Raw genomic sequence first — 19,055 nt, 5'->3', positions numbered from 1 at the left:
CATATTCACTGTTACAATGATCATTAATATAATACTATATCAATATATTCTTCATTATACATGAAAATCCCTTTCAAAAAGTGACAAAAAATTAAATTCTTTAAAAATTTTAATTTTTAAATTACAATTACTAAATACTATTTTTTATAGAGGTGATATTCTTATTGAGAAACCTGTCACTAATCTACTATTTAGGTTCCAAAATATGCATTACTCTCGCTGACATCGTATATGTAATGATTATTACAACTCATATTTATATAGCAACTAAATCAGCTACTATTACTGCTCTTTTTCCATTATTACAAGTTATCACAAATCTAATTGCTAACATCTCTGCACCACTTATGATAAATCGTTTTCCATCTTATACGCTGTTATATACGCTCCAATGGTTGAAAACAGTCTTTTTACTATTATTAATGATTTTGTTCCCGGTCTTATCCACAAACATTATAGCTCTATTAACTTTTATTTTTGTCATTTCATTATGTAGCAGGTGGAGTGCTCCATTATTATACGGTATTCTTCCGCGCCTTACACCGAAAGAAAAATTAGTAAAAGTAAATAGTATCTTTTCCTTTTCAACACAAATTGTGCAAGCCGTTGCTTATTCATTTACGAGTATTGTCGTTCTTCTCATTGGCGCTACTTCTACACTCATGATTAATAACATTTTAATGATTTTCGGATGCATTGCATTACATTTTTCATTACGTTCCATACATACTGAAAGAATAGCAGATTCTCCCTCTTCCAAAAGTACTGTTTTATTGGAAGGTTGGAAACTCCTATTTCAAAATCCTTCTCTCCGTACCGTTACATATATGGACTTAATCGAAACTTTCGCAGGGACAATATGGATTGGTGCTATTACGATGGCATACGTTACGACTATCCTTCATAAGGGCGAAGAATGGTGGGGATATATTAATACAAGTTATTATGTTGGCACGTTAATCGGTGGTCTATTAGCATGGAAAATGAGTTCCTATATTCAAAACAATTTAATACGATCTATGTCGATTAGCTCTCTTATATTTAGCATTCTTACATTTTTATATGGTATGACAAGCAGCGGATTTATTGCGCTTTTTCTATGTGTTCTAATGGGACCATGTTATCAAATTAGAGATATTTCCCAAACGACTGTTTTACAATCAAGTGTCGCCCCTTCTTTATTATCAAAAATGTATACAGCACATGGCGCACTTCTTTCAACAGCCTCTGGACTATCTATGCTTAGCATTGGCATTATTACTGATATGTTCGGTGTTCGTACAATTTATATCATCGCTTCTATTCTTATTTTATGTTCCGCTTGTTTATCTTTTAGTTTATTAAAATATCATAAGACAGAGCAGAACGATATTTCAATTTAATCACTAAAACAAAGAGGATAGGGATTCCTGTCCTCTTTGTTTATTCTATTCATGATAAGTTGGGGATTTTTCTATGCTTTGTCGCTTGTTCAAAAGCATAAGCTAATTTAATTAATATCCCTTCACTAAAGGCAGTGCTTGCAATGGTAATTCCAAAAGGCCTCCCGCTTTCCATATACCCTGCTGGTATTGCTATAGACGGATAACCCGCTTTCGCACATATAGTAGAACCTATATAGGAAGGAAACAGTATCGCATCAAGATTATATTTTTCCAATGCAAAATCAATGCCTTGTTCTTGAGAAAAATATATATCTTCTAATCTCGCATTTAAATATTCTGGATTTCGTAACGTATTAGGAAAATCTTTTCTTCCCTCTAACTTAGTTTGTCCATATTTTAAAGCTCTTTCTGCTATGTTTTTATTAAACTCCATTAACTCCGAAATAGAATGTACCGGGATAGTAGAAGGTAATTTAGTAAGATAGTTATCTAAACTATGCTTCAGCTCATAAAGCGGAACTCCCCAGCTCCATTCTCTATGAAAAGAAGGAATATCAATATTTTCTACTACTGTCGCTCCTTCATTACGTAATACTTGGATCGTTTCCTTAAACAAGATTTCATCATACTCACCATTTTCGTAATAATCTTTTGGTGCATCGTTAAACACACCAATCTTCGCTCCATTTAAACCATTTGCATCAAGGTAAGATGTATAATCCCGATATGCCCTACCGTCACTTTTGTGAGTAACTACATCTTTCTCATCCACTCCAGTTAAACTCCCTAGCAAAATAGTAGCATCGGTTACCGTTCTAGCAAATGGTCCAGCTGTATCTTGCGAATAAGTAAATGGAATAATTCCTCTACGACTAATTAAACCGACAGTCGGTTTAATACCTACTACAGAATTTTGAACAGCGGGGCTCAAAATAGAAGCATCGGTTTCTGTCCCAACAGATACTACTGTAAAGTTAGCAGCAACTGCTATTGCAGATCCTGTACTAGATCCGCCAACAAACATATGATCCTTGCCCGTTCCATATGGATTGATTGTTTGACCACCTCTTGCACTATATCCAGCCCACATTTCAAAAGACATTGCATTTGCTAATTCTGTCATATTCGTTTTTCCTATTATCACTGCCCCTGCTTCTCGCAGTTTAGTAACGAGAAATGCATCTTCACTGCTTATATTTTGTTCTAGAGCTATTGTACCTGCACTTGTATGCATGAAGTCATTCGTTTCAATATTATCCTTAAGCAAAACAGGTATTCCATGCAATGGTCCCCTTACGCCGTTTGTCTTTCTTTCATAATCTAACGCTTCTGCAATAAAAATAGCATCTGGATTGATTTCTAAAATTGAATTGATTTTCGGCCCGTCTTGATCATACTTTGCAATTCTATAGAGATAATACATCACTAGCTCTTTTGAAGTTAGCTTTCCAGATTCCATTTCATTTTGAATATCTTGAATTGTTAATTCCTTTTTTAAGATTGAATTAAACTGAATTTCCATTTATATTCTCCCTTATATGAACTTTTTTAACATATACCCCTTACTTTTTCAATTTTTCATCTCAACACATCCTAAATTAATATCCCTTTAAAGAAATTCAATACTCTTATTTAAACACCTTTAATTTCCCGAAAAATAAAAAAAGTCTGAAACGGATTAACCTCCGCTTCAGACTCTTACATTACTGTGCGTATACTTCATCTAATAAATGTAAAAACTCACCTTGTTTCCCAGCTAATTCAGGGCATTTTGCAATATCAACCCATTCATAGCAAAATACTAATCCTTTATCTTCCTCACCAGCACTTACAATATGTTCCCAAGTATCCTTTACATCTGTTAGTAAAGTTACATGGAAAAAGTGGCGTTTTTCATACTCCTGTTTTTCTTTCATATGTATAATGTAATCTGCTAAAAACCGCTCTATGCATAAATGACGCAATCCGGATTCTTCCTGTACTTCACGCAATATAGCAGCTTCTAACGTTTCACCTTCATCAACCGTTCCCCCTGGCACTTGAATACCAGCTTCATGTATATCACGATGTTTAAAAACAAGTAATTGCATAACCCCCTCTTGTTCTCTTGTAATATATGCATGTACTTTTTTCTTATATAACATCGTCATTGTACATCTCTCCCCTCAATTGTTCACTCTGTTACTTCTTCAAGCGTCAGTTGATTATCATACAAATATGTAGCTTGTGGATTTCCCACATACCTTACGTGCCATGGTTCATACCGATAGCCCGTAATCGTTTCTTTCGCTTTTGTGTATCGAACCACAAAACCAAATTTATGGGCATTTTCAGAAAGCCACTGACCTTCTTTCGTTTCCCCAAAAACTGTCTCTAACTGAAATTTAGCAGATTGAGACGTAATATCCATAGCTAGTCCAGTTTGATGCTCACTTGTGCCAGGAACCGCGCTAGACATTGCTGTTTTTGCTTCCCCGTCTTGTTTTTTATACATCGTATTTAATGCTTTTTGTCGATCAAAAGATCTAAATCCAGAAACTGCAAAAAGAAAAATACGCTCGTTGTCAGCCTGCTGAAACATATCCTCAAGCGCCCTCGCTGCCTCTTTTCTCATCTTTTTCTTTTCTTGATCACCTTCACTAGAGTAGCGCACTTTCGGAATAACTAAATCTGGCGGTCTATACCCATCTGGTAAACGCCTACTTTTATTTACAAGTACAAGCATTGAATTCGGATTATTAATTACCGCAATATCCCCATCCATATTAGCAATCGTTTCTTTCGCTTTCGGAAATATGCTATTTACACTTACTTCCCGCGCCTGCTTATCCTTATACATTTTATAATTGATTCCTGCTACTCCAACAATAATTATTGCAGCTACAATACCAAGTAGTGCCCATCTTTTTTTCATATAACGACCTCTTATTTTAATAATTTGGCCATTTCATACTCATCGATGCACTTTCCATCGATAATAAGAGCAGCTTTTTTGACACCTTCTTTCTCAAATCCAGCTTTTTTATATAGTGTCTGAGCTCTTGTATTGTGGGCCATTACTGTTAATTCTAAACGCCATACATCATGTAATTTTGCCCACTTCTCAACCTCTTTAAACAATCTCGTCCCAATACCTCGCCCGTTATACTCTTGCAAAATACCAATTACAATGGTTGCCACATGTCTCTTTCTTTGAATGTTATTTCCATTCACTAATATAAAACCTACTATCCTCTCATCTTCAACTGCTACAAATATTGTTGCATATTCATTTTCTATAAATCGATCGATTATTTTTTCTTGTTGCTCAGCTGTAGTTTTTCTTTCTCCTGGTTCATATAACATAAACTTCGTTTCTTCATCTAATTGCTTACTTAATTGTAAAAATGATGCTGCATCTTCTATTTCGATCTCTCTAATCACTTCAATCACCCTACCAGTTTCATAATAAAAAGTTTTCCTTATAAAAAGATTTTCTCTACTTTCTCGAAAATCCCTTTGTAAATCTCCTACTATAAATTGACAAATTTCGATATTACTATAACAACGACAAATTATGTCTATTCTGTGACATCTCACCATTACAAAGAAAAAACGCAAGCATTACACTTACGTTTTTCCAAGATTGAAGTGAGCTAATAATTATTGATAGATGTCCTGGCTAATTCACGTTTCACTTTATCCATTCACTTTATCCATTCACTTTTTCTGCCTGCCAAAAATATTCACCAAATGCTTTAGCAAGTGCATCAATTGATCGATTCAATTCTTCCTCTGTATTATCTACACCACCAACTTCTATTAATATCGCTTGTCCTGATAGGTCTTGATTATAGATTCCATTTCCTGTCTGGAACCCTTTTTGAATGACCCCACGGCTCACTCCTGGATATTTCTTATTAATCGCCTCATGTAAAGCTGTCGCTAATTGTAAGTTTTTTTCATAGTTTTTATTTCCTTTCCCTACTACAAATGCAAGCTTTGCATATGATTTATCTCCAATTGTTTTTGTTGTTACATTCTTTCGGGCACTATCACGATGCAAATCAAAAAAGTATTGAAGATCTTTATTTCCAGCCATAGCTTGCTGCACAATTTCTCGTGACATTTTATACGAACTATTACTGTTTAAACCTTTACTTATTAACTTTTGACCAACATCACTCTTATCGTTAGTAGCCCCAATCCCTTCACCTTCTAGTTGTTCACGGAAACGATCTCCTAATATAGAAATATTCGACACAGAACTCGTTGCTTTATTCGGATTCGGGTCATTCGTTAAGTTAAGTAAAGGTAAATAAGATTCCCAGCTATGTGTATGATAAATAAACGCAACTTGTCTCTTCCCAGTCGTTTGGGACGGCTGTTTTTTCTCTTTATTCGTATCTTGTTTAGGTGCTTGTCCAGTTCCACTAGTCCGTTCCTTCACTACTTCTTCAAGAGGAACACTCGACTCTATCGGTAAGTTAGAATAATTTGTACCCTCACCCGCAATAACAATTTCTGTATCGTACTTACCAAATCCCGGGAGCTCTTTCCCGACAAAACTGCGTACATCATTAAAGCGAATATTTGTAGCCATAGAAAAGAGAAAAGAAGAAATTGAAAAATCTTGATTCAAATTTCGATACTCCTGTGTAAAATAATGATTCTCTTTTCCAAGTACATACATGTAACCATTCATCGATAACTCATTTAACCAATTATATAAATACGTTGACTTTGTCTCTTTCATAGAGGTTACCATCAGACTAATAAGAAAAAAAGTCGCTAGCACTGTAGTAATAACAAATAAAACTAACTTACGCATATTTGTAAACTTCATAAAAAAAAAGCCCCGATTCATACTATCACCTCTCTATTTCAAGTTATGTACAAGCCCTAGAGAATAGACCGTTAAAATTTCGGCTATATTGTTAATGAGGTGAAATGAATTGAAGCTATTAATAGGAATATTACCAATCGCTCTATCATTCATTTTTTATTTGTCCGCTAAGCAACCAAAAATCTCTATTGTGCTACATATTTCTGCGTACTTGGCACTATATGTACTTGGTACAATTATTTCCATTAATATATACGATGTTTTAATACAAGATTTAGTTTTCATGACGAGCATTCATGGAATTTTACTGAATCCATTTTTCCTTATTGCAGGAGCGTATATAGGAACATACACTTTGTACCTACTTTTGTCTCACATTATTATGAAAATAAAAAATGGAGCGTAATGAAATGCAACCACCATTTATCTGTCATACATGCAAAAAAAGAATTGTGAGAAAGAAAGACCTTATTACAGCCACATGGTACTTCCGCTTTTATTTATTTCACAGTGATTGTTTTAAACGACAGCAAGTATTTATCTCACGATTTCTCCCTGTGAATACACTTTTCAATTTCTTTCTTATTATATATGGACTTATTTTTGGCAGTATTCTTATGATTACAGAACCATCTATTATTTGGCTGACTTTCTTTTTTCCTATTTTTTATCGGTTTCTTTCTTATTATTATGTTGAACGTTTTTTCTCTACATAACGCGCAGACTGACCTCTCGGAATACTTAAACATTCCCACTCATTTTCTTTTAACATCTTCCCAATGTAAATAATCTGACCAATATGCAATGCATAATGAGAAATTTGCCTTTCAATTGCTTGCATGACAGTATGTGCTTCACCGCGAATGTATACCGTCTTCAATAAGTGTTCCGGCGTTAAAGTATTCATCGTATTAAAAACATATTTCCATCCTTCTTGCCAAGCTATAAGGGTTTCTTCTTTTGAATGATAGCATCCTTCAAATTCACCATCTCGATTACGATCTGTTTTTTCACCATCAGACGTTAAAAAATCCGTCCATCTAGAACGCATATTACCGTGCAGATGCTTAATAATAATCGCTATACTATTTGTTTCTTCATGAGAAGACCATTGTATTTGTTCATATGATAATTGAGAAAGTGCCCGTTCCCCTTGTTTCTTTGTTGCTTTAAAGTTCGAAATCGCACATTGCAAATATTCTCGTCCGATATCCATATTAGCCCCTACCTTCACCCTAGCTAATTTTTGTTCCATTTGGCAATTCCATATTAGGCTGAAGTAACACAACATCATCAGCTTCAGGAACACCACCAAGCACAAGCACTTCTGATTTGAATCCAGCTACACGCTTTGGTGGAAAGTTTACAACAGCAACGATTTGTTGACCGATTAAATCTTCTGGAATATACCTTTTCGTAATTTGAGCACTTGACTGCTTTATCCCGATTTCTCCAAAATCTATTGCTAGTTTAATCGCTGGTACTCTCGCTTCTTTAAATTCCTCTGCATGTATTACAGTTCCAATTCTCAAATCCAAATTTAAAAAATCTTCAAAATTAGCCATTTATCATTCCCCCCAATTATTACTTAGACAAAATACAAAAATCCCCTTCAAAAAAAGAAAGGTGCCTAAGCACCTTTCTTTTGTAATTCACTTGATTCATTTGATTTATAGAAGAAGAAACCAAGAATCCCGCCAATACATGATGGAATTAACCATCCGATTCCTTCGTTATATAACGGTAACATTTGTAGTACATTAGAAATCGCGTCAATTTTAATTTTCGCACTTTCTAAACCGTTAAAGAAACTAATTAACAATGCACCTAAAATAGCTCCAATATAAATTGTATTACGCTTCCCAATCCACTTATGGAAATACGAAAGTACGATTAATACAATTGCAACTGGATAAATGATCATTAACACAGGTAATGTTACTGCGATTAATTGTGTTAAACCTAGGTTAGATACAATTAAACTAAATACACATACCATTGTTACAATCGTTTTATGCGAAAGTTTTGGGAATAAGTTTGTAAAGAAACCTGCACACGCAGATGTTAACCCAACAGAAGTTGTTAAACAAGCGAGTATAATAACAAGCCCTAATAAAATTTTACCACTCGTCCCATATAGCTCATTTACAACATTCGTTAAAATAAGGCCACCGTTTTCTGAGATACCAAGTGATGTACTTGTTGAACCAAGATAAGCAAGTGATAAATAAATTAACGTTAAACCAAGTACAGCAATAATACCTGATACTACTGTTATTTTTGCAATTTGACTACTCTCTTTTATCCCTTTAGAGCGGATAACTTGTACAACGACAATTCCGAATACGAGCGCGCTAATTGCATCCATCGTTAAATATCCTTGAATAAATCCACCAAAGAAAGCATTTTCTTTGTAAGCAGCTAACGGCGCAGCTGGCTCTCCAATTGGATCAATAATTGCCTTTCCGACAATAACAGCGACAATTAATACTAATAATGGTGTAAGAAACTTTCCGAACCAATCCACTAATTTAGATGGATTTAATGATAAATACCACGTTATTCCGAAGAAAACTATCGTGAAAAGAAATAGCATGTACCACTCTGAAACCATTGCCTCTGATAAAAACGGCTTCATACCCATTTCAAACGAAACAGCTCCAGTACGAGGAATCGCGAAAAATGGTCCAATTGCTAAATAACTAATCAATGGGAAAATAAACGCAAATATAGGGTGGACTCTAGAAGATAGCGCTTTCAAGTCCCCCTCTACAAACGCGACAGCTGTTACAGCTAGTAGGGGTAATCCGACTCCCGTTACAAGGAATCCTATTGTAGCAATCCAAACATTCTCTCCTGCTTGTTGACCTAAAACTGGCGGAAAAATTAAATTTCCTGCTCCTAAAAATAATGCAAATAGCATTAAACCAATTGCTACCGTATCACCTGGCCTTAAACGTCCCTTCATGCTCTTCATTTGCATAGCACTTTTTCATTGTTTATCTCTATATTTTACAATATGCTATGCATCCTCCTCTCTGCTCAAGATGATAAAATATGCCCCTTACAAAGCAGTGTCTTTCTCCATAATTTCTCCATTCCCCTTATTTTTACTCTAATCATTAATACAATTATTATTTTGAATTTTGATTTTTTTGAATTTTCAAATCATTAGAGTGTTATTACGTGGAGTGTAGATGTCAGACCTCTTTGTTTTTATCACACATATAGTAACATATTTAGTTGCAAAATAAAAACATATTTTCAAATTGATTTTTTTGAAAATCGAAATTATCTACATTTTTTATTCTCTTACACAAATATTGTTACAATCTCACCTATTATTCAATTGTTATTTTCAAATAACTTTATACACGTAACATACAAAAGCCATCTAATATATAATTAGATGGCTTTTGTTATGTTACTCTATCGTTTCAACTTCACGTGGATTTTTCATCTCTTCCACATACACAACTCTAAATCCGTGATCTTCTAAATCTTTCAATAATGTCTCTAATTCACCGTCGTTAAACTCTTCTCCTAATGTAAACATAATTCTACGAACTAATAAGGCATCATTATCAAAAGTCATCAAACTTTGAATACCAGTGTATTTCTTTAAAACTGTCGATAATTTTTGGATTGCTCCATTATAGTCTTGCGTTCCAATCATGACAGAGTATTTACTAGAGTGAACGCCCCATGCATCCTCTAATAACTCAAAAACTTTTTTATGCGTTAAAATTCCAAGGAAAACCCCTTTTTCATCAACTACTGATAAATAAGGCAATTTTTTTATTGTAAAAAATACTTTAAAGAAAGATGAATCTTCTCTCACAAATCCTTCTTTATCGTTTAATAATTGTATTACACTCTCATCAAGTGATCCTTTATATTCTAAAATATCTACTTTATATATATTCCCTAAAAATTTCTCTTTTTTTTCATCTAAAACTGGTACACAACGATACCCCGTTTTATTTAAATGCTCTAACGCTTCCCCAATCGTAATCGAACTTGAGCACAGTAAAACTTCCCTTTTCGGCACGTAATTCCCTTTAATCCTCATAAAAAGCCTCCTTATGTTAAAATACTTTCTGTGCCATAACTATATTATATTTTCAGAAAAAAATAAATGATTTATTTTATTTTTCTGAAAATTATTCATTTTCTTGTCATAATTTATTCATGAATCCTTCACTTGTATATTTTTGCTATCAAATCTTCTCTCTGAATTACTAAATGAAAAATATATTGTAACTTCTTTCAAAAAAAGCTAAAATAAGAATAAGAATTTTCTGAATATTCTAAGAGTAGGTGGTTATATGTCCTTATTACGCTCACATATATGTAAATTTATAATTGGTGTTATTTTTATTTTTGCCATAAGTCCTATTCCAGCTCTTTTTATTACACACAATTACTCTTATCAAAATGGATTTATTAGCATTTTTCAAAACTTCGCACAGCTTTCTTCTATATCAATTCCAAAGGTTGATTGGATGCATGAATCTATCTTTTTCTCAGCAAACCAAATGATACATACTTCTAATCATTCAACACCATTATTCCCTTACATATGGGAAATATATTTTATATCGATTGTTCGTTTTACTTTTACCCTTGCGATCGGATTTTTCATAAGTTTGGGTATCGGCCATTTATTTTTCAAAGTACCTAACTCGTTTAAAAAGTTTACTACTGTATTGAAATGGATACCTTACTCTTTTTGCACTGTAGTATTACAATGTTCAGTCTTATTACTACTTCTATACATCGCACAATTTATAAACCTTCCTTACTACTCATCATTTATCATCGTATGTAGTACTTCCATGATTATCGTTATGCAAGCAGTAAAAAAATGGATTCCTTTCTTAAAAAACACAAATGAATATGAAATAAAACATGATTCTTTTCTTGTAGACACATTGTTTTTAGCGCTTACTTCAAATCATAAATCAATTTTAGGTTCCATTATTCTTTCATTCGTTTTTATGGAATGCGTTTTTCATGCAAATGGACTGTTACAATTTATCGTTCAATTTGGCGGAAATTCACCTATAATTGTTACAATCGGCTTATTACTACTCTATATCCCATATAGCATACTTTCTTTCCTTCAAACACTATGGACCACAAACTACTCCAAGCAACAGTCATACACTTTAACGAGAAGTGTTCCAAAACCTTAATTTAAAATAACCCTCTATAATCTAAAAGTAGGGGGTTATTCCTTTTGTATAGCGGACAAAATAACAGCAAATTCAAAAACTATTACAGAAACATACCAATATTTACCCTTTTCCTTTGACTATTCTTTTCATTTGGATTTATTATAAAAGTATAACATAATTGCAGGAGGTGACATCTTTATTCCAGACCTTGGAATGGAGAACACGCTTGGACATATTAAATATTTTTCTCATCTTTGTACTTATTCTTATTTCTGGCTTTTTCGTTGCATCAGAATTCGCTGTTGTAAAAGTACGAAAAAGTCGAATTGACCAACTTGCAAATGAAGGTAATAAACAAGCTTTAGCTGCAAGAAGCGTCCTATCTAATTTAGATGTTTATTTATCAGCTTGTCAGCTCGGAATTACAATCACTTCTTTAGGGCTTGGTTGGCTTGGTGAACCGACTGTGGAACATATACTACGACCGCTCTTTGAAAAAATTAATATTACTGGAACAATGGCTAACACTTTATCTTTTGTTATTGCTTTTAGTGTTATTACATTTTTCCACGTTGTATTAGGTGAATTAGTTCCAAAGTCTTTCGCAATTCAAAAAGCAGAAGCAATCACACTCAAATTTGCAAGACCGCTTATTTTATTTGATAAAATTATGTATCCATTCATTTGGCTACTCAATAGTACAGCTATATTTTTCACAAAACTACTCGGATTAGAACCTGCGAAGGAAAGTGAACTTGCTCATTCTGAAGAGGAATTGCGACTCATTTTAGGTGAAAGTTTTAAAAGCGGTGAAATAAACCAAACCGAATATAAATATGTAAATAACATTTTTGAATTTGATGATCGAGTTGCGAAAGAAATTATGGTTCCTCGTACCGAAATGATTTGCTTGTCTACTGAAAATACGTTAGAAGAAAATATGGATATCGTCGCTACTGAAAAATATACACGCTATCCAATCATTGAAAAAGATAAAGATGATATCATTGGGATGATCAATACGAAAGAAGTATTCCATGATCAAACGAAAGGTATTTATAAACCACTTGAATCTTATATACATCCTGTTCTAACTGTATTTGAAACAGTTCCAATTCGTAAAACGTTAGTCCACCTTCAAAAAAATCGCGTTCAGATGGCAATCGTTATGGATGAATATGGTGGTACTGCCGGACTTTTAACGATGGAAGATATTCTTGAAGAAATCATTGGAGAAATTCAAGATGAATTCGATGCTGATGAATCACCTATGATTGAAAAGCGTACACCTAAGCTTACTGTTTTAGACGGAAAGGTGCTTATTTCTGAAGTAAATGATATGTTTGGCCTACATATTGATGATAGTGATTTAGATACAATCGGAGGATGGCTTCTCTCTCAAGCAGTTGACTTAAATATTGAAGCTGGCTATTCCATTGAATATGCTGGTTTTCAATTTAAAGTATTAGAACTTGATGGACATCAAGTCAAAAAAGTTGCTGTACATAAACTAGATATTAAAAAGGAGCTATAAAGTGACTGTTTTATTAACAATTTGTATCATTGCCTGTTTCGTTGTTTCATTTCTCGCCTTTATTTATCCAATTATCCCTGGCATACTAGCTGTCTGGGCTGGATATTTGATTTACCATTTCGGTATAAATGGAGGCGAATTAACAACTTCTTTTTGGATTATTCAAGTCATTTTCACTCTTTTCATTTTCGTTGCTGATTTTATTGCAAATGGATATTTCTTAAAAAAATACGGTAGTTCTAAATGGGGTGAACGTGTCGGAATGATTTCTATCATTGTCGGCTCGTTCTTCTTCCCACCATTCGGACTTATTATCATACCGTTCTTATCAGTATTTATAACAGAACTAGTACATAAAAAATCGCCAAAAGATGCTTTTCTAGTTGGAGTCGCTACTGTAGTTGGTTTTTTAAGCAGTACAGTAGCGAAAGCAATTCTCCAAATCATTATGATTATCATCTTCTTGTGTTATATCATCTTTTAACCATCCCGACTTCGGGATGGTTTTTTAATATGCAATACCTACTCGACTATTTTCATATATATTTTTCTTACATAGATCCCATGCAAAGTGTGCTGTATCACCCACTGTAATTTTTGATCCACCCTCTGGCAATATATCTTTTTCAGTTCGATATACCTCTGTCGCCTCACCATCTATTAAATGTGTCGGACAAACAACTGTCCAACATAAATTATTACTATTACTTAGTACCTTATATGCAGCCAAATGATCTTCCGCTGCCGTTGTCGTTTTCCTTTTTGATTCCGTTGATTGAAAACGATATAAATTTAGATCTGTTCTTGCTTGTAAAATACCAGCTGTTCCTATTGTTATGATCCTGCGAATCCCATATTCCTCCATTTTCTTTATAATTTGTGGCATACTCTTCGCTAATGTTCCATTTTGATCCGTTCCAAGTGCACTAATTACTATATCACTTCCTTCTATCGCTTTCTTTATATCATTTTCGTTCAATACATTCCCTTCTATCACTCTTAACCTTTCATGTTGTATTTCTATTCTATTTAAATCACGCGCTAATGCAGTCACTTCAGCTGAATCCTTTAATGCTAAATTAATTATGTTTGAACCTACTCGTCCTGTTGCTCCCAATATACATACTTTCATTTGTTTTCCCCCTCTTTCATTCTCTTTCTATTTTTCAATAATCTCAGTCAATTTACAACAAAAAAACTTCCTCATATATAAGAGGAAGCTTTATTATTACTTTATTTCTTTTCTTTAGAATCAGTAGACTTCTCGGTTCCGCTTGTTTCTTTATCCTTTTTGTCCTCTTGTTGTGTTGTTGTGTCGTCTTCTTTCTTCTTGTCCTCACCTTTACTACAACCTACCATTAATAAAGAACTTGCAAGTGCCATAGCAGTTAATGATTTAACCCATTTGTTCATTTGCGTTTCCTCCTTGTGATAGAATATGTACAACCTCATATTACTCTCTATTTTTAAAGGAGAGATTGAAAAACAGTAAATATACGGTAAATTTTTGTAAATTTTCCGATAACAAAACCTAATTTTAATTTATATATTTCATTTCCAATCGATACACAATAAAACTAGTTTTTTCTCTCAATGGACGTAAAAAAACTAAGGCGCATACCATTTCGCCTTAGTTTCTCATGCAAACTTTTCATTTTCATACAGATGTGTAATCTTATATTCCTTCTTCATAACATATTGCCACACACTATAAGCGTAACGGTTCATTTTCAGGAAACAATTTTCCAAAAATGAGCGAAACTCTGGGTTAGCAACTTCCACTGCAACTTGAGCAAACTTTAAAGCTAATCGTTTCAAATGCGCAATATAACTGGTTGCAATATGAATATCCCCTGTATATTTACTAACTGTTTCCTTTCCCATTTCATGCAAATCAAACTCCATTGTTTCACAGGTTATATGCTGCACATTCTCTCCTTCTTGAAAATTTACTTGTTCATTATATGCTTGTAACATATATGGTAAATGGTGCTGTAATAGATTTTTTAATTCTTCGTCTCTGACCTTTCCAGCATACTCTCCAACCTTGTATATTAGCATATAACTATATTTCATTAATTCTTTCATACAGTCCATTAAAGCGCCTCCCTTCTCTTTTGTCCATATACTATAAATATGATGCTAAAACATTCGCTATTCTCGCTAAAAACCAATCCCATCTACTAATTTTCTCAAAATCTTCTTCAGAAAATCGTTTTGATTTATGAAAGTCTACCTGTAATCGACTCCATACTTCATCAACAACTGTTTTATCATATATGATACAGTTAGACTCACAATTTAAATAAAAACTTCTATTATCAAAATTCGCTGTCCCAATATCAACAATTTCTCCATCAATAATTGTTACTTTCCCATGAAAAAATCCATTTCGATATTGATAAATCTCCGCTCCAGCATGTAACATATCTTTCAAATATGGATAGGCAGCTTGTTTTAACAATATGGCATCACTTTTAAATGGCACGAGAATTTTCACATTAACACCACGATTTAATGCAGCTTTTAACTCTTTCACCATTTCTTTACTTGGTACAAAATATGGTGTAGCGATAATTAAAGACTTTTTAGCCTTTTTTAAAAGTGCTCCATACTTTTCCCATAAGCCTTTTCCATTTGAAAATAAATATTGATATTTCACATTCCCTAATGTAGGTATACTTTCATGTATAGGCATTTTTTCTCCTGTATCTTCTTTCCAATCTTCGGCGAACTTTCTTTCCATATCCGCTGCACCCTCACCATGGATGCGCACGTGATAATCACGCCATGGCCCAAACTTTGGATTTTGTCCAAGGTACTCCTTTCCGATATTAAAACCACCGACGTATGATACCTTTCCATCTATCGTAACAATACGTCTATGATTCCGTTGATGCAAAGAATAGAACACATTTTTCAGTTTCGGTTTTTTACTAAATGTAAACTTCACACCGTTTTCCTTTAATCGGCTAATTACCTTTTTCTTCAGCTTATATCCACCTATCCGATCGACTGACAATTTCACTTCTACTCCGCTAGATGCTTTTTTCTCTAATAACTGTAAAAACTCTTGGCTTATTTCATCTTTTCCTACAATATAAAAATGGATATATATATACTTTTCTGCATCGTTTATATCCTCAAATAATTTTCTATATAACTCTTCACCGTTCGTATATAATTGAAATTCACCTAATCGAACTTGTCCTAATTCATATTCACTAGCCATTTCCTTCCCCATTTCCACATCGATGTTCATCCAAATGAATACACCTATTAAACAAAGGATTATAGCGAAAAAGTGCTTCATGGATAAATTCCTTTCTCCACTTACTGTTATTTCTATATCTTCCCTTTTTTATTACATTATCATTCAAGAAAATATGTCATTGCATGATATATGTCCATATCAAACAATAGCTCATTTGCATATTGTATGTTGTATCTTAAAATAAAAGGAGGAAATAACAATGGGCTTCGCACATGGTAATGGATTTGCGCTATTAGTCGTATTATTTATCCTCTTAATCATCGTCGGTGCTGCTTGCTTCTGCTAAGTAGCTACTGTCATATGATATGTGGATGAAAAAACTATAAAAGCGGACACCTATTTTTAGGTGTCCGCTTTTCATTTTAAAACCATTTCCGACTGCTATAGTAACTTAAATGGCTAAATATTCATCTCAAAAGGTTAACAATGTGGCTACTTTCTTACTCTCTGCCTTACGTATATGACGCTGTTCTGCACGTAACACAGCAATACGATGTAATTCTTTCTCTTCTTCTGTTTCAGGGATAACACGCGGTACTGGAACTGGATTATTTTCCTTACTAAGTGCAACAAAAGTAACGAATGACGTTGCCGCTATACGCTTCTCACCTGAAATTAAATCTTCAGCTACTACCTTCACAAACACTTCCATCGAAGTTCTTCCCGTCCAAATTACGAAAGATTCATAACTAACACAATCTGAAGAACGAACAGGATGTAAGAAATCGACCCAGTCCATAGATGCTGTGACACATTCCTTTCTCGAATGTCTGGATGCTGAAATAGAAGCAACCATATCCATCTCCGCTAATATCTTCCCACCAAATAGCGTGTTATGATCATTTAAATCTGTTGGGAATACTCGGCTCGTTTTGAACACCCTTGACTCATTGGCTGTTTTCCCCTTTACTTCTGTCATTGTTATCACCCCTTTAATGATTTATCCCTAATATTTCAATAATCACTATACTAAATGAACTACACGTTTAATATTAACAACATTCAGAACTTTTAGTCCACAAAAAAGAACCGATTTTATCAATCGGCTCCTCTAAATACATATTGTTCTTTCGGCTGTTCAACTTTATTCCATTTTGTTACTTCTAATACAGGAATATTCGCATGAAACGGCTGATAAAACTCAGTAGTTATCTCTCCTTCTACTTGAATCCAGTCATCATTATTCCACTCTACGCCTTCTGGCTTTTTCACTAACATACCATACACACCAGAATCTGCTACGCAATGTATAATACCGAAACGGAATAAGAAGTATTGTTCTTTTTTAGAAGAATCATCCCTAAAAACAAACCCTTTAAAAGATAATTTTTTCCCAGTAAACTCGCCAGGATAATTATAAATTGTTTCCATACCCTTTAGGAAGTCTTCATCTTTCAAATTAATATTGTCTTTCGTAACAAACTCTTTCTTCCCTTTTTCCATTACACCACGGTATCCTTCTTTCCCGTAATAAATGCTCGTATCAGGTCTTAGAAATTGTCTTGTCATAAATGGATCCTTACTTTCTGCTTGTGCAACAGGAAAGTGAAATCCTTTCGCTTTAACAATATCCGAATCTAACGTCGCAATTGGGAAAAATAACCCTGAGATAATTGGAAAACAAAACAAGGAGTACGAAAATGCTTTTTTCCACCATGTATTCTCATCTTTTGAATGATCATGCCCGCAATGGCTATGGTCACAACTGCAATCATTTTTCTCTTTTTCCTTTTGGTGCTCTTTTTGGAAAACGACGATAATTTGTATAATCGTTAAGAAACCTAAAATAATTGCTGCTGTTGTTGATAAATAGGCATACTTCATATTGATATACTTCGTAATGTTACCGGAAATATGAAGCTGCGCAATTAATATTGTAAAACCTAATAATATATATGCTCGAAACATAACCTACCACCCCATCGCATAAATGAGTAGTGAGCTTGCATAAACAACAAGAGTAACTGTAACTATAACAACAATTACAAATTTAGTTTTAAATGTCGCAAGCATCATAAACATATTTTTAATATCCACCATCGGTCCGTAAACGAGGAACGCGACAAGTGAAGCTGTTGAAAACGTACTTTGGAACGAAGAAGCGATAAATGCATCTGCCTCTGAACAAAGTGATAATATATAAGCAAGTCCCATCATAACAGCTGATGAAGAAAACGGACCTTGTCCAATAGCAAGAAGTGTTGAAGTTTGTACAAACGTTTGTACCGCTGCTGCAATTAACGCACCTAGTACTAAATATTTTCCCATTGAGAAGAATTCCTCAACAGCGTGTGTACATACATCCCACATTTTTTTACGCAGTGGACGCTTATTATTCACTTCTGGGAAGTGATCATCTCTTAATTGATGTTCTTTAAACATAAAGGATAATATAATTCCAACGATAATGGCTACGATAATCGCTACAATAGAACGATACCATACCATGTGCATACTACTCCCAAAGGCAACATAAGTAGCAAATAATACAACTGGATTAATAATAGGTCCAGTTAACATAAATGCAATCCCTGCGTATGGTGGAACGCCTTTTCCAATTAATCGTCTTACAATCGGAACAATTCCACATTCACAACCTGGAAACAACATACCTAAAAAAGTAGCTAATAAAACAGACAGAAATCGGTTCTTCGGCATCCATTTTGCCACCATATCTTCTGTCACGAACATTTGAATGAATCCTGAAATAAATACACCAATGAGCACGAAAGGAAGTGCTTCGATCAATATGGAGATAAAAATTGTATTCATTTGCAGGAATGCTTTCGGTAATTGAAACAATTCCATGATGTATTTCCTCCAACTTTTCATTAACAATATGTAATTTTAACCCCAT

At 33.9% G+C, this 19,055-nt stretch carries 23 protein-coding genes; 7 read left to right on the top strand and 16 right to left on the bottom strand.

The window, feature by feature from the left end; translation table 11 throughout:
* Window positions 1-164: 164 nt before the first annotated feature.
* A complete protein-coding gene (locus ACUL40_RS02255; protein ID WP_445422896.1) occupies window positions 165-1,382 on the top strand; it encodes an MFS transporter in 1,218 nt (405 codons plus the stop codon).
* Between the two features lie 49 nt (window positions 1,383-1,431).
* Here ACUL40_RS02255 and ACUL40_RS02250 read toward each other — a convergent pair whose 3' ends face one another.
* From ACUL40_RS02250 to spoIIP, 5 genes are all read right to left on the bottom strand, one after another.
* Window positions 1,432-2,907, bottom strand: a complete 1,476-nt coding sequence (locus ACUL40_RS02250; protein WP_000405419.1) for an amidase family protein — start codon at window positions 2,905-2,907, stop codon at window positions 1,432-1,434.
* Window positions 2,908-3,088: 181 nt separating this feature from the next.
* A complete protein-coding gene (locus tag ACUL40_RS02245) occupies window positions 3,089-3,535 on the bottom strand; it encodes an NUDIX hydrolase (protein WP_000178293.1) in 447 nt (148 codons plus the stop codon).
* A gap of 23 nt (window positions 3,536-3,558) precedes the next feature.
* Window positions 3,559-4,299: a M15 family metallopeptidase gene (locus ACUL40_RS02240; protein ID WP_000747649.1), complete on the bottom strand. Its 741-nt coding sequence runs from the start codon at window positions 4,297-4,299 to the stop codon at window positions 3,559-3,561.
* Window positions 4,300-4,310: 11 nt separating this feature from the next.
* Window positions 4,311-4,808, bottom strand: a complete 498-nt coding sequence (locus tag ACUL40_RS02235; RefSeq protein ID WP_000617568.1) for a GNAT family N-acetyltransferase — start codon at window positions 4,806-4,808, stop codon at window positions 4,311-4,313.
* 268 nt (window positions 4,809-5,076) lie between these two features.
* Window positions 5,077-6,231 carry a stage II sporulation protein P gene (gene spoIIP, locus ACUL40_RS02230; RefSeq protein ID WP_001079278.1) on the bottom strand — a complete coding sequence of 385 codons (1,155 nt, stop codon included), beginning with the start codon at window positions 6,229-6,231 and terminating at the stop codon, window positions 5,077-5,079.
* Window positions 6,232-6,319: 88 nt separating this feature from the next.
* On the opposite strand from spoIIP, the gene ACUL40_RS02225 reads away from it, so the two are divergent.
* Both ACUL40_RS02225 and ACUL40_RS02220 read left to right on the top strand, forming a co-directional pair.
* Window positions 6,320-6,616: a hypothetical protein gene (locus ACUL40_RS02225; protein ID WP_000770738.1), complete on the top strand. Its 297-nt coding sequence runs from the start codon at window positions 6,320-6,322 to the stop codon at window positions 6,614-6,616.
* A gap of 4 nt (window positions 6,617-6,620) precedes the next feature.
* Window positions 6,621-6,926, top strand: coding sequence for a hypothetical protein (locus ACUL40_RS02220; protein ID WP_002164560.1), 306 nt, complete (start codon window positions 6,621-6,623; stop codon window positions 6,924-6,926).
* On the opposite strand, the gene ACUL40_RS02215 is transcribed toward ACUL40_RS02220, so the two are convergent.
* The 4 genes from ACUL40_RS02215 to cbpA all read right to left on the bottom strand — a co-directional run bounded on the left by ACUL40_RS02215 (window position 6,899) and on the right by cbpA (window position 10,282).
* Complete coding sequence (locus ACUL40_RS02215; RefSeq protein ID WP_000435830.1) at window positions 6,899-7,465, bottom strand: DUF1572 domain-containing protein; 567 nt, start codon at window positions 7,463-7,465, stop codon at window positions 6,899-6,901. The genes ACUL40_RS02220 and ACUL40_RS02215 overlap by 28 nt on opposite strands.
* The gene (gene csaA, locus ACUL40_RS02210; RefSeq protein WP_001263013.1) at window positions 7,446-7,775 is read right to left on the bottom strand and encodes a chaperone CsaA; all 330 of its coding nucleotides are present in this window, start codon (window positions 7,773-7,775) and stop codon (window positions 7,446-7,448) included. Before csaA ends, ACUL40_RS02215 begins: the two co-directional genes overlap by 20 nt.
* A gap of 65 nt (window positions 7,776-7,840) precedes the next feature.
* Complete coding sequence (brnQ4, locus tag ACUL40_RS02205) at window positions 7,841-9,178, bottom strand: branched-chain amino acid transport system II carrier protein BrnQ4 (protein WP_011110049.1); 1,338 nt, start codon at window positions 9,176-9,178, stop codon at window positions 7,841-7,843.
* A 456-nt stretch (window positions 9,179-9,634) separates the two neighbouring features.
* Window positions 9,635-10,282: a cyclic di-AMP binding protein CbpA gene (gene cbpA / locus ACUL40_RS02200; protein WP_001220526.1), complete on the bottom strand. Its 648-nt coding sequence runs from the start codon at window positions 10,280-10,282 to the stop codon at window positions 9,635-9,637.
* Window positions 10,283-10,538: 256 nt separating this feature from the next.
* Between cbpA and ACUL40_RS02195 the strand changes: the two genes are divergently transcribed.
* The 3 genes from ACUL40_RS02195 (at window position 10,539) to ACUL40_RS02185 (ending at window position 13,408) form a co-directional block, all read left to right on the top strand.
* Window positions 10,539-11,408 carry a hypothetical protein gene (locus ACUL40_RS02195; protein WP_000055265.1) on the top strand — a complete coding sequence of 290 codons (870 nt, stop codon included), beginning with the start codon at window positions 10,539-10,541 and terminating at the stop codon, window positions 11,406-11,408.
* A 208-nt stretch (window positions 11,409-11,616) separates the two neighbouring features.
* Entirely contained in the window at window positions 11,617-12,924 is a 1,308-nt protein-coding gene (locus ACUL40_RS02190; RefSeq protein WP_000353738.1) for a hemolysin family protein, read from the top strand.
* A 1-nt stretch (window position 12,925) separates the two neighbouring features.
* A complete protein-coding gene (locus tag ACUL40_RS02185; RefSeq protein WP_000217339.1) occupies window positions 12,926-13,408 on the top strand; it encodes a DUF456 domain-containing protein in 483 nt (160 codons plus the stop codon).
* 24 nt (window positions 13,409-13,432) lie between these two features.
* Here ACUL40_RS02185 and ACUL40_RS02180 read toward each other — a convergent pair whose 3' ends face one another.
* The 4 genes from ACUL40_RS02180 to cls form a co-directional block, all read right to left on the bottom strand.
* On the bottom strand, window positions 13,433-14,056 hold the full coding sequence (locus ACUL40_RS02180; RefSeq protein WP_065211644.1) for an NAD(P)-dependent oxidoreductase: 624 nt from the start codon (window positions 14,054-14,056) through the stop codon (window positions 13,433-13,435).
* Window positions 14,057-14,157: 101 nt separating this feature from the next.
* The gene (locus tag ACUL40_RS02175) at window positions 14,158-14,337 is read right to left on the bottom strand and encodes a hypothetical protein (protein WP_001045960.1); all 180 of its coding nucleotides are present in this window, start codon (window positions 14,335-14,337) and stop codon (window positions 14,158-14,160) included.
* Window positions 14,338-14,562: 225 nt separating this feature from the next.
* A complete protein-coding gene (locus tag ACUL40_RS02170) occupies window positions 14,563-15,021 on the bottom strand; it encodes a spore coat protein (protein ID WP_000340527.1) in 459 nt (152 codons plus the stop codon).
* Between the two features lie 31 nt (window positions 15,022-15,052).
* On the bottom strand, window positions 15,053-16,237 hold the full coding sequence (gene cls, locus ACUL40_RS02165) for a cardiolipin synthase (RefSeq protein ID WP_002023919.1): 1,185 nt from the start codon (window positions 16,235-16,237) through the stop codon (window positions 15,053-15,055).
* A 160-nt stretch (window positions 16,238-16,397) separates the two neighbouring features.
* Here cls and ACUL40_RS02160 point away from each other — a divergent pair, with 160 nt between their 5' ends.
* Window positions 16,398-16,484: a YjcZ family sporulation protein gene (locus tag ACUL40_RS02160; protein WP_000505094.1), complete on the top strand. Its 87-nt coding sequence runs from the start codon at window positions 16,398-16,400 to the stop codon at window positions 16,482-16,484.
* A 126-nt stretch (window positions 16,485-16,610) separates the two neighbouring features.
* Here ACUL40_RS02160 and ACUL40_RS02155 read toward each other — a convergent pair whose 3' ends face one another.
* The 3 genes from ACUL40_RS02155 to ACUL40_RS02145 form a co-directional block, all read right to left on the bottom strand.
* Window positions 16,611-17,117 carry an acyl-CoA thioesterase gene (locus ACUL40_RS02155; protein WP_000141164.1) on the bottom strand — a complete coding sequence of 169 codons (507 nt, stop codon included), beginning with the start codon at window positions 17,115-17,117 and terminating at the stop codon, window positions 16,611-16,613.
* Between the two features lie 119 nt (window positions 17,118-17,236).
* Complete coding sequence (locus tag ACUL40_RS02150) at window positions 17,237-18,106, bottom strand: TIGR03943 family putative permease subunit (protein ID WP_000488043.1); 870 nt, start codon at window positions 18,104-18,106, stop codon at window positions 17,237-17,239.
* A 3-nt stretch (window positions 18,107-18,109) separates the two neighbouring features.
* On the bottom strand, window positions 18,110-19,006 hold the full coding sequence (locus ACUL40_RS02145) for a permease (RefSeq protein WP_000418716.1): 897 nt from the start codon (window positions 19,004-19,006) through the stop codon (window positions 18,110-18,112).
* Window positions 19,007-19,055: the final 49 nt, after the last annotated feature.

It is taken from the genome of Bacillus sp. KNSH39, assembly GCF_052656585.1.
The sequence above is the reverse complement of the archived record's forward strand: the minus strand, read 5'-3'. Positions and strand labels throughout refer to the sequence as shown.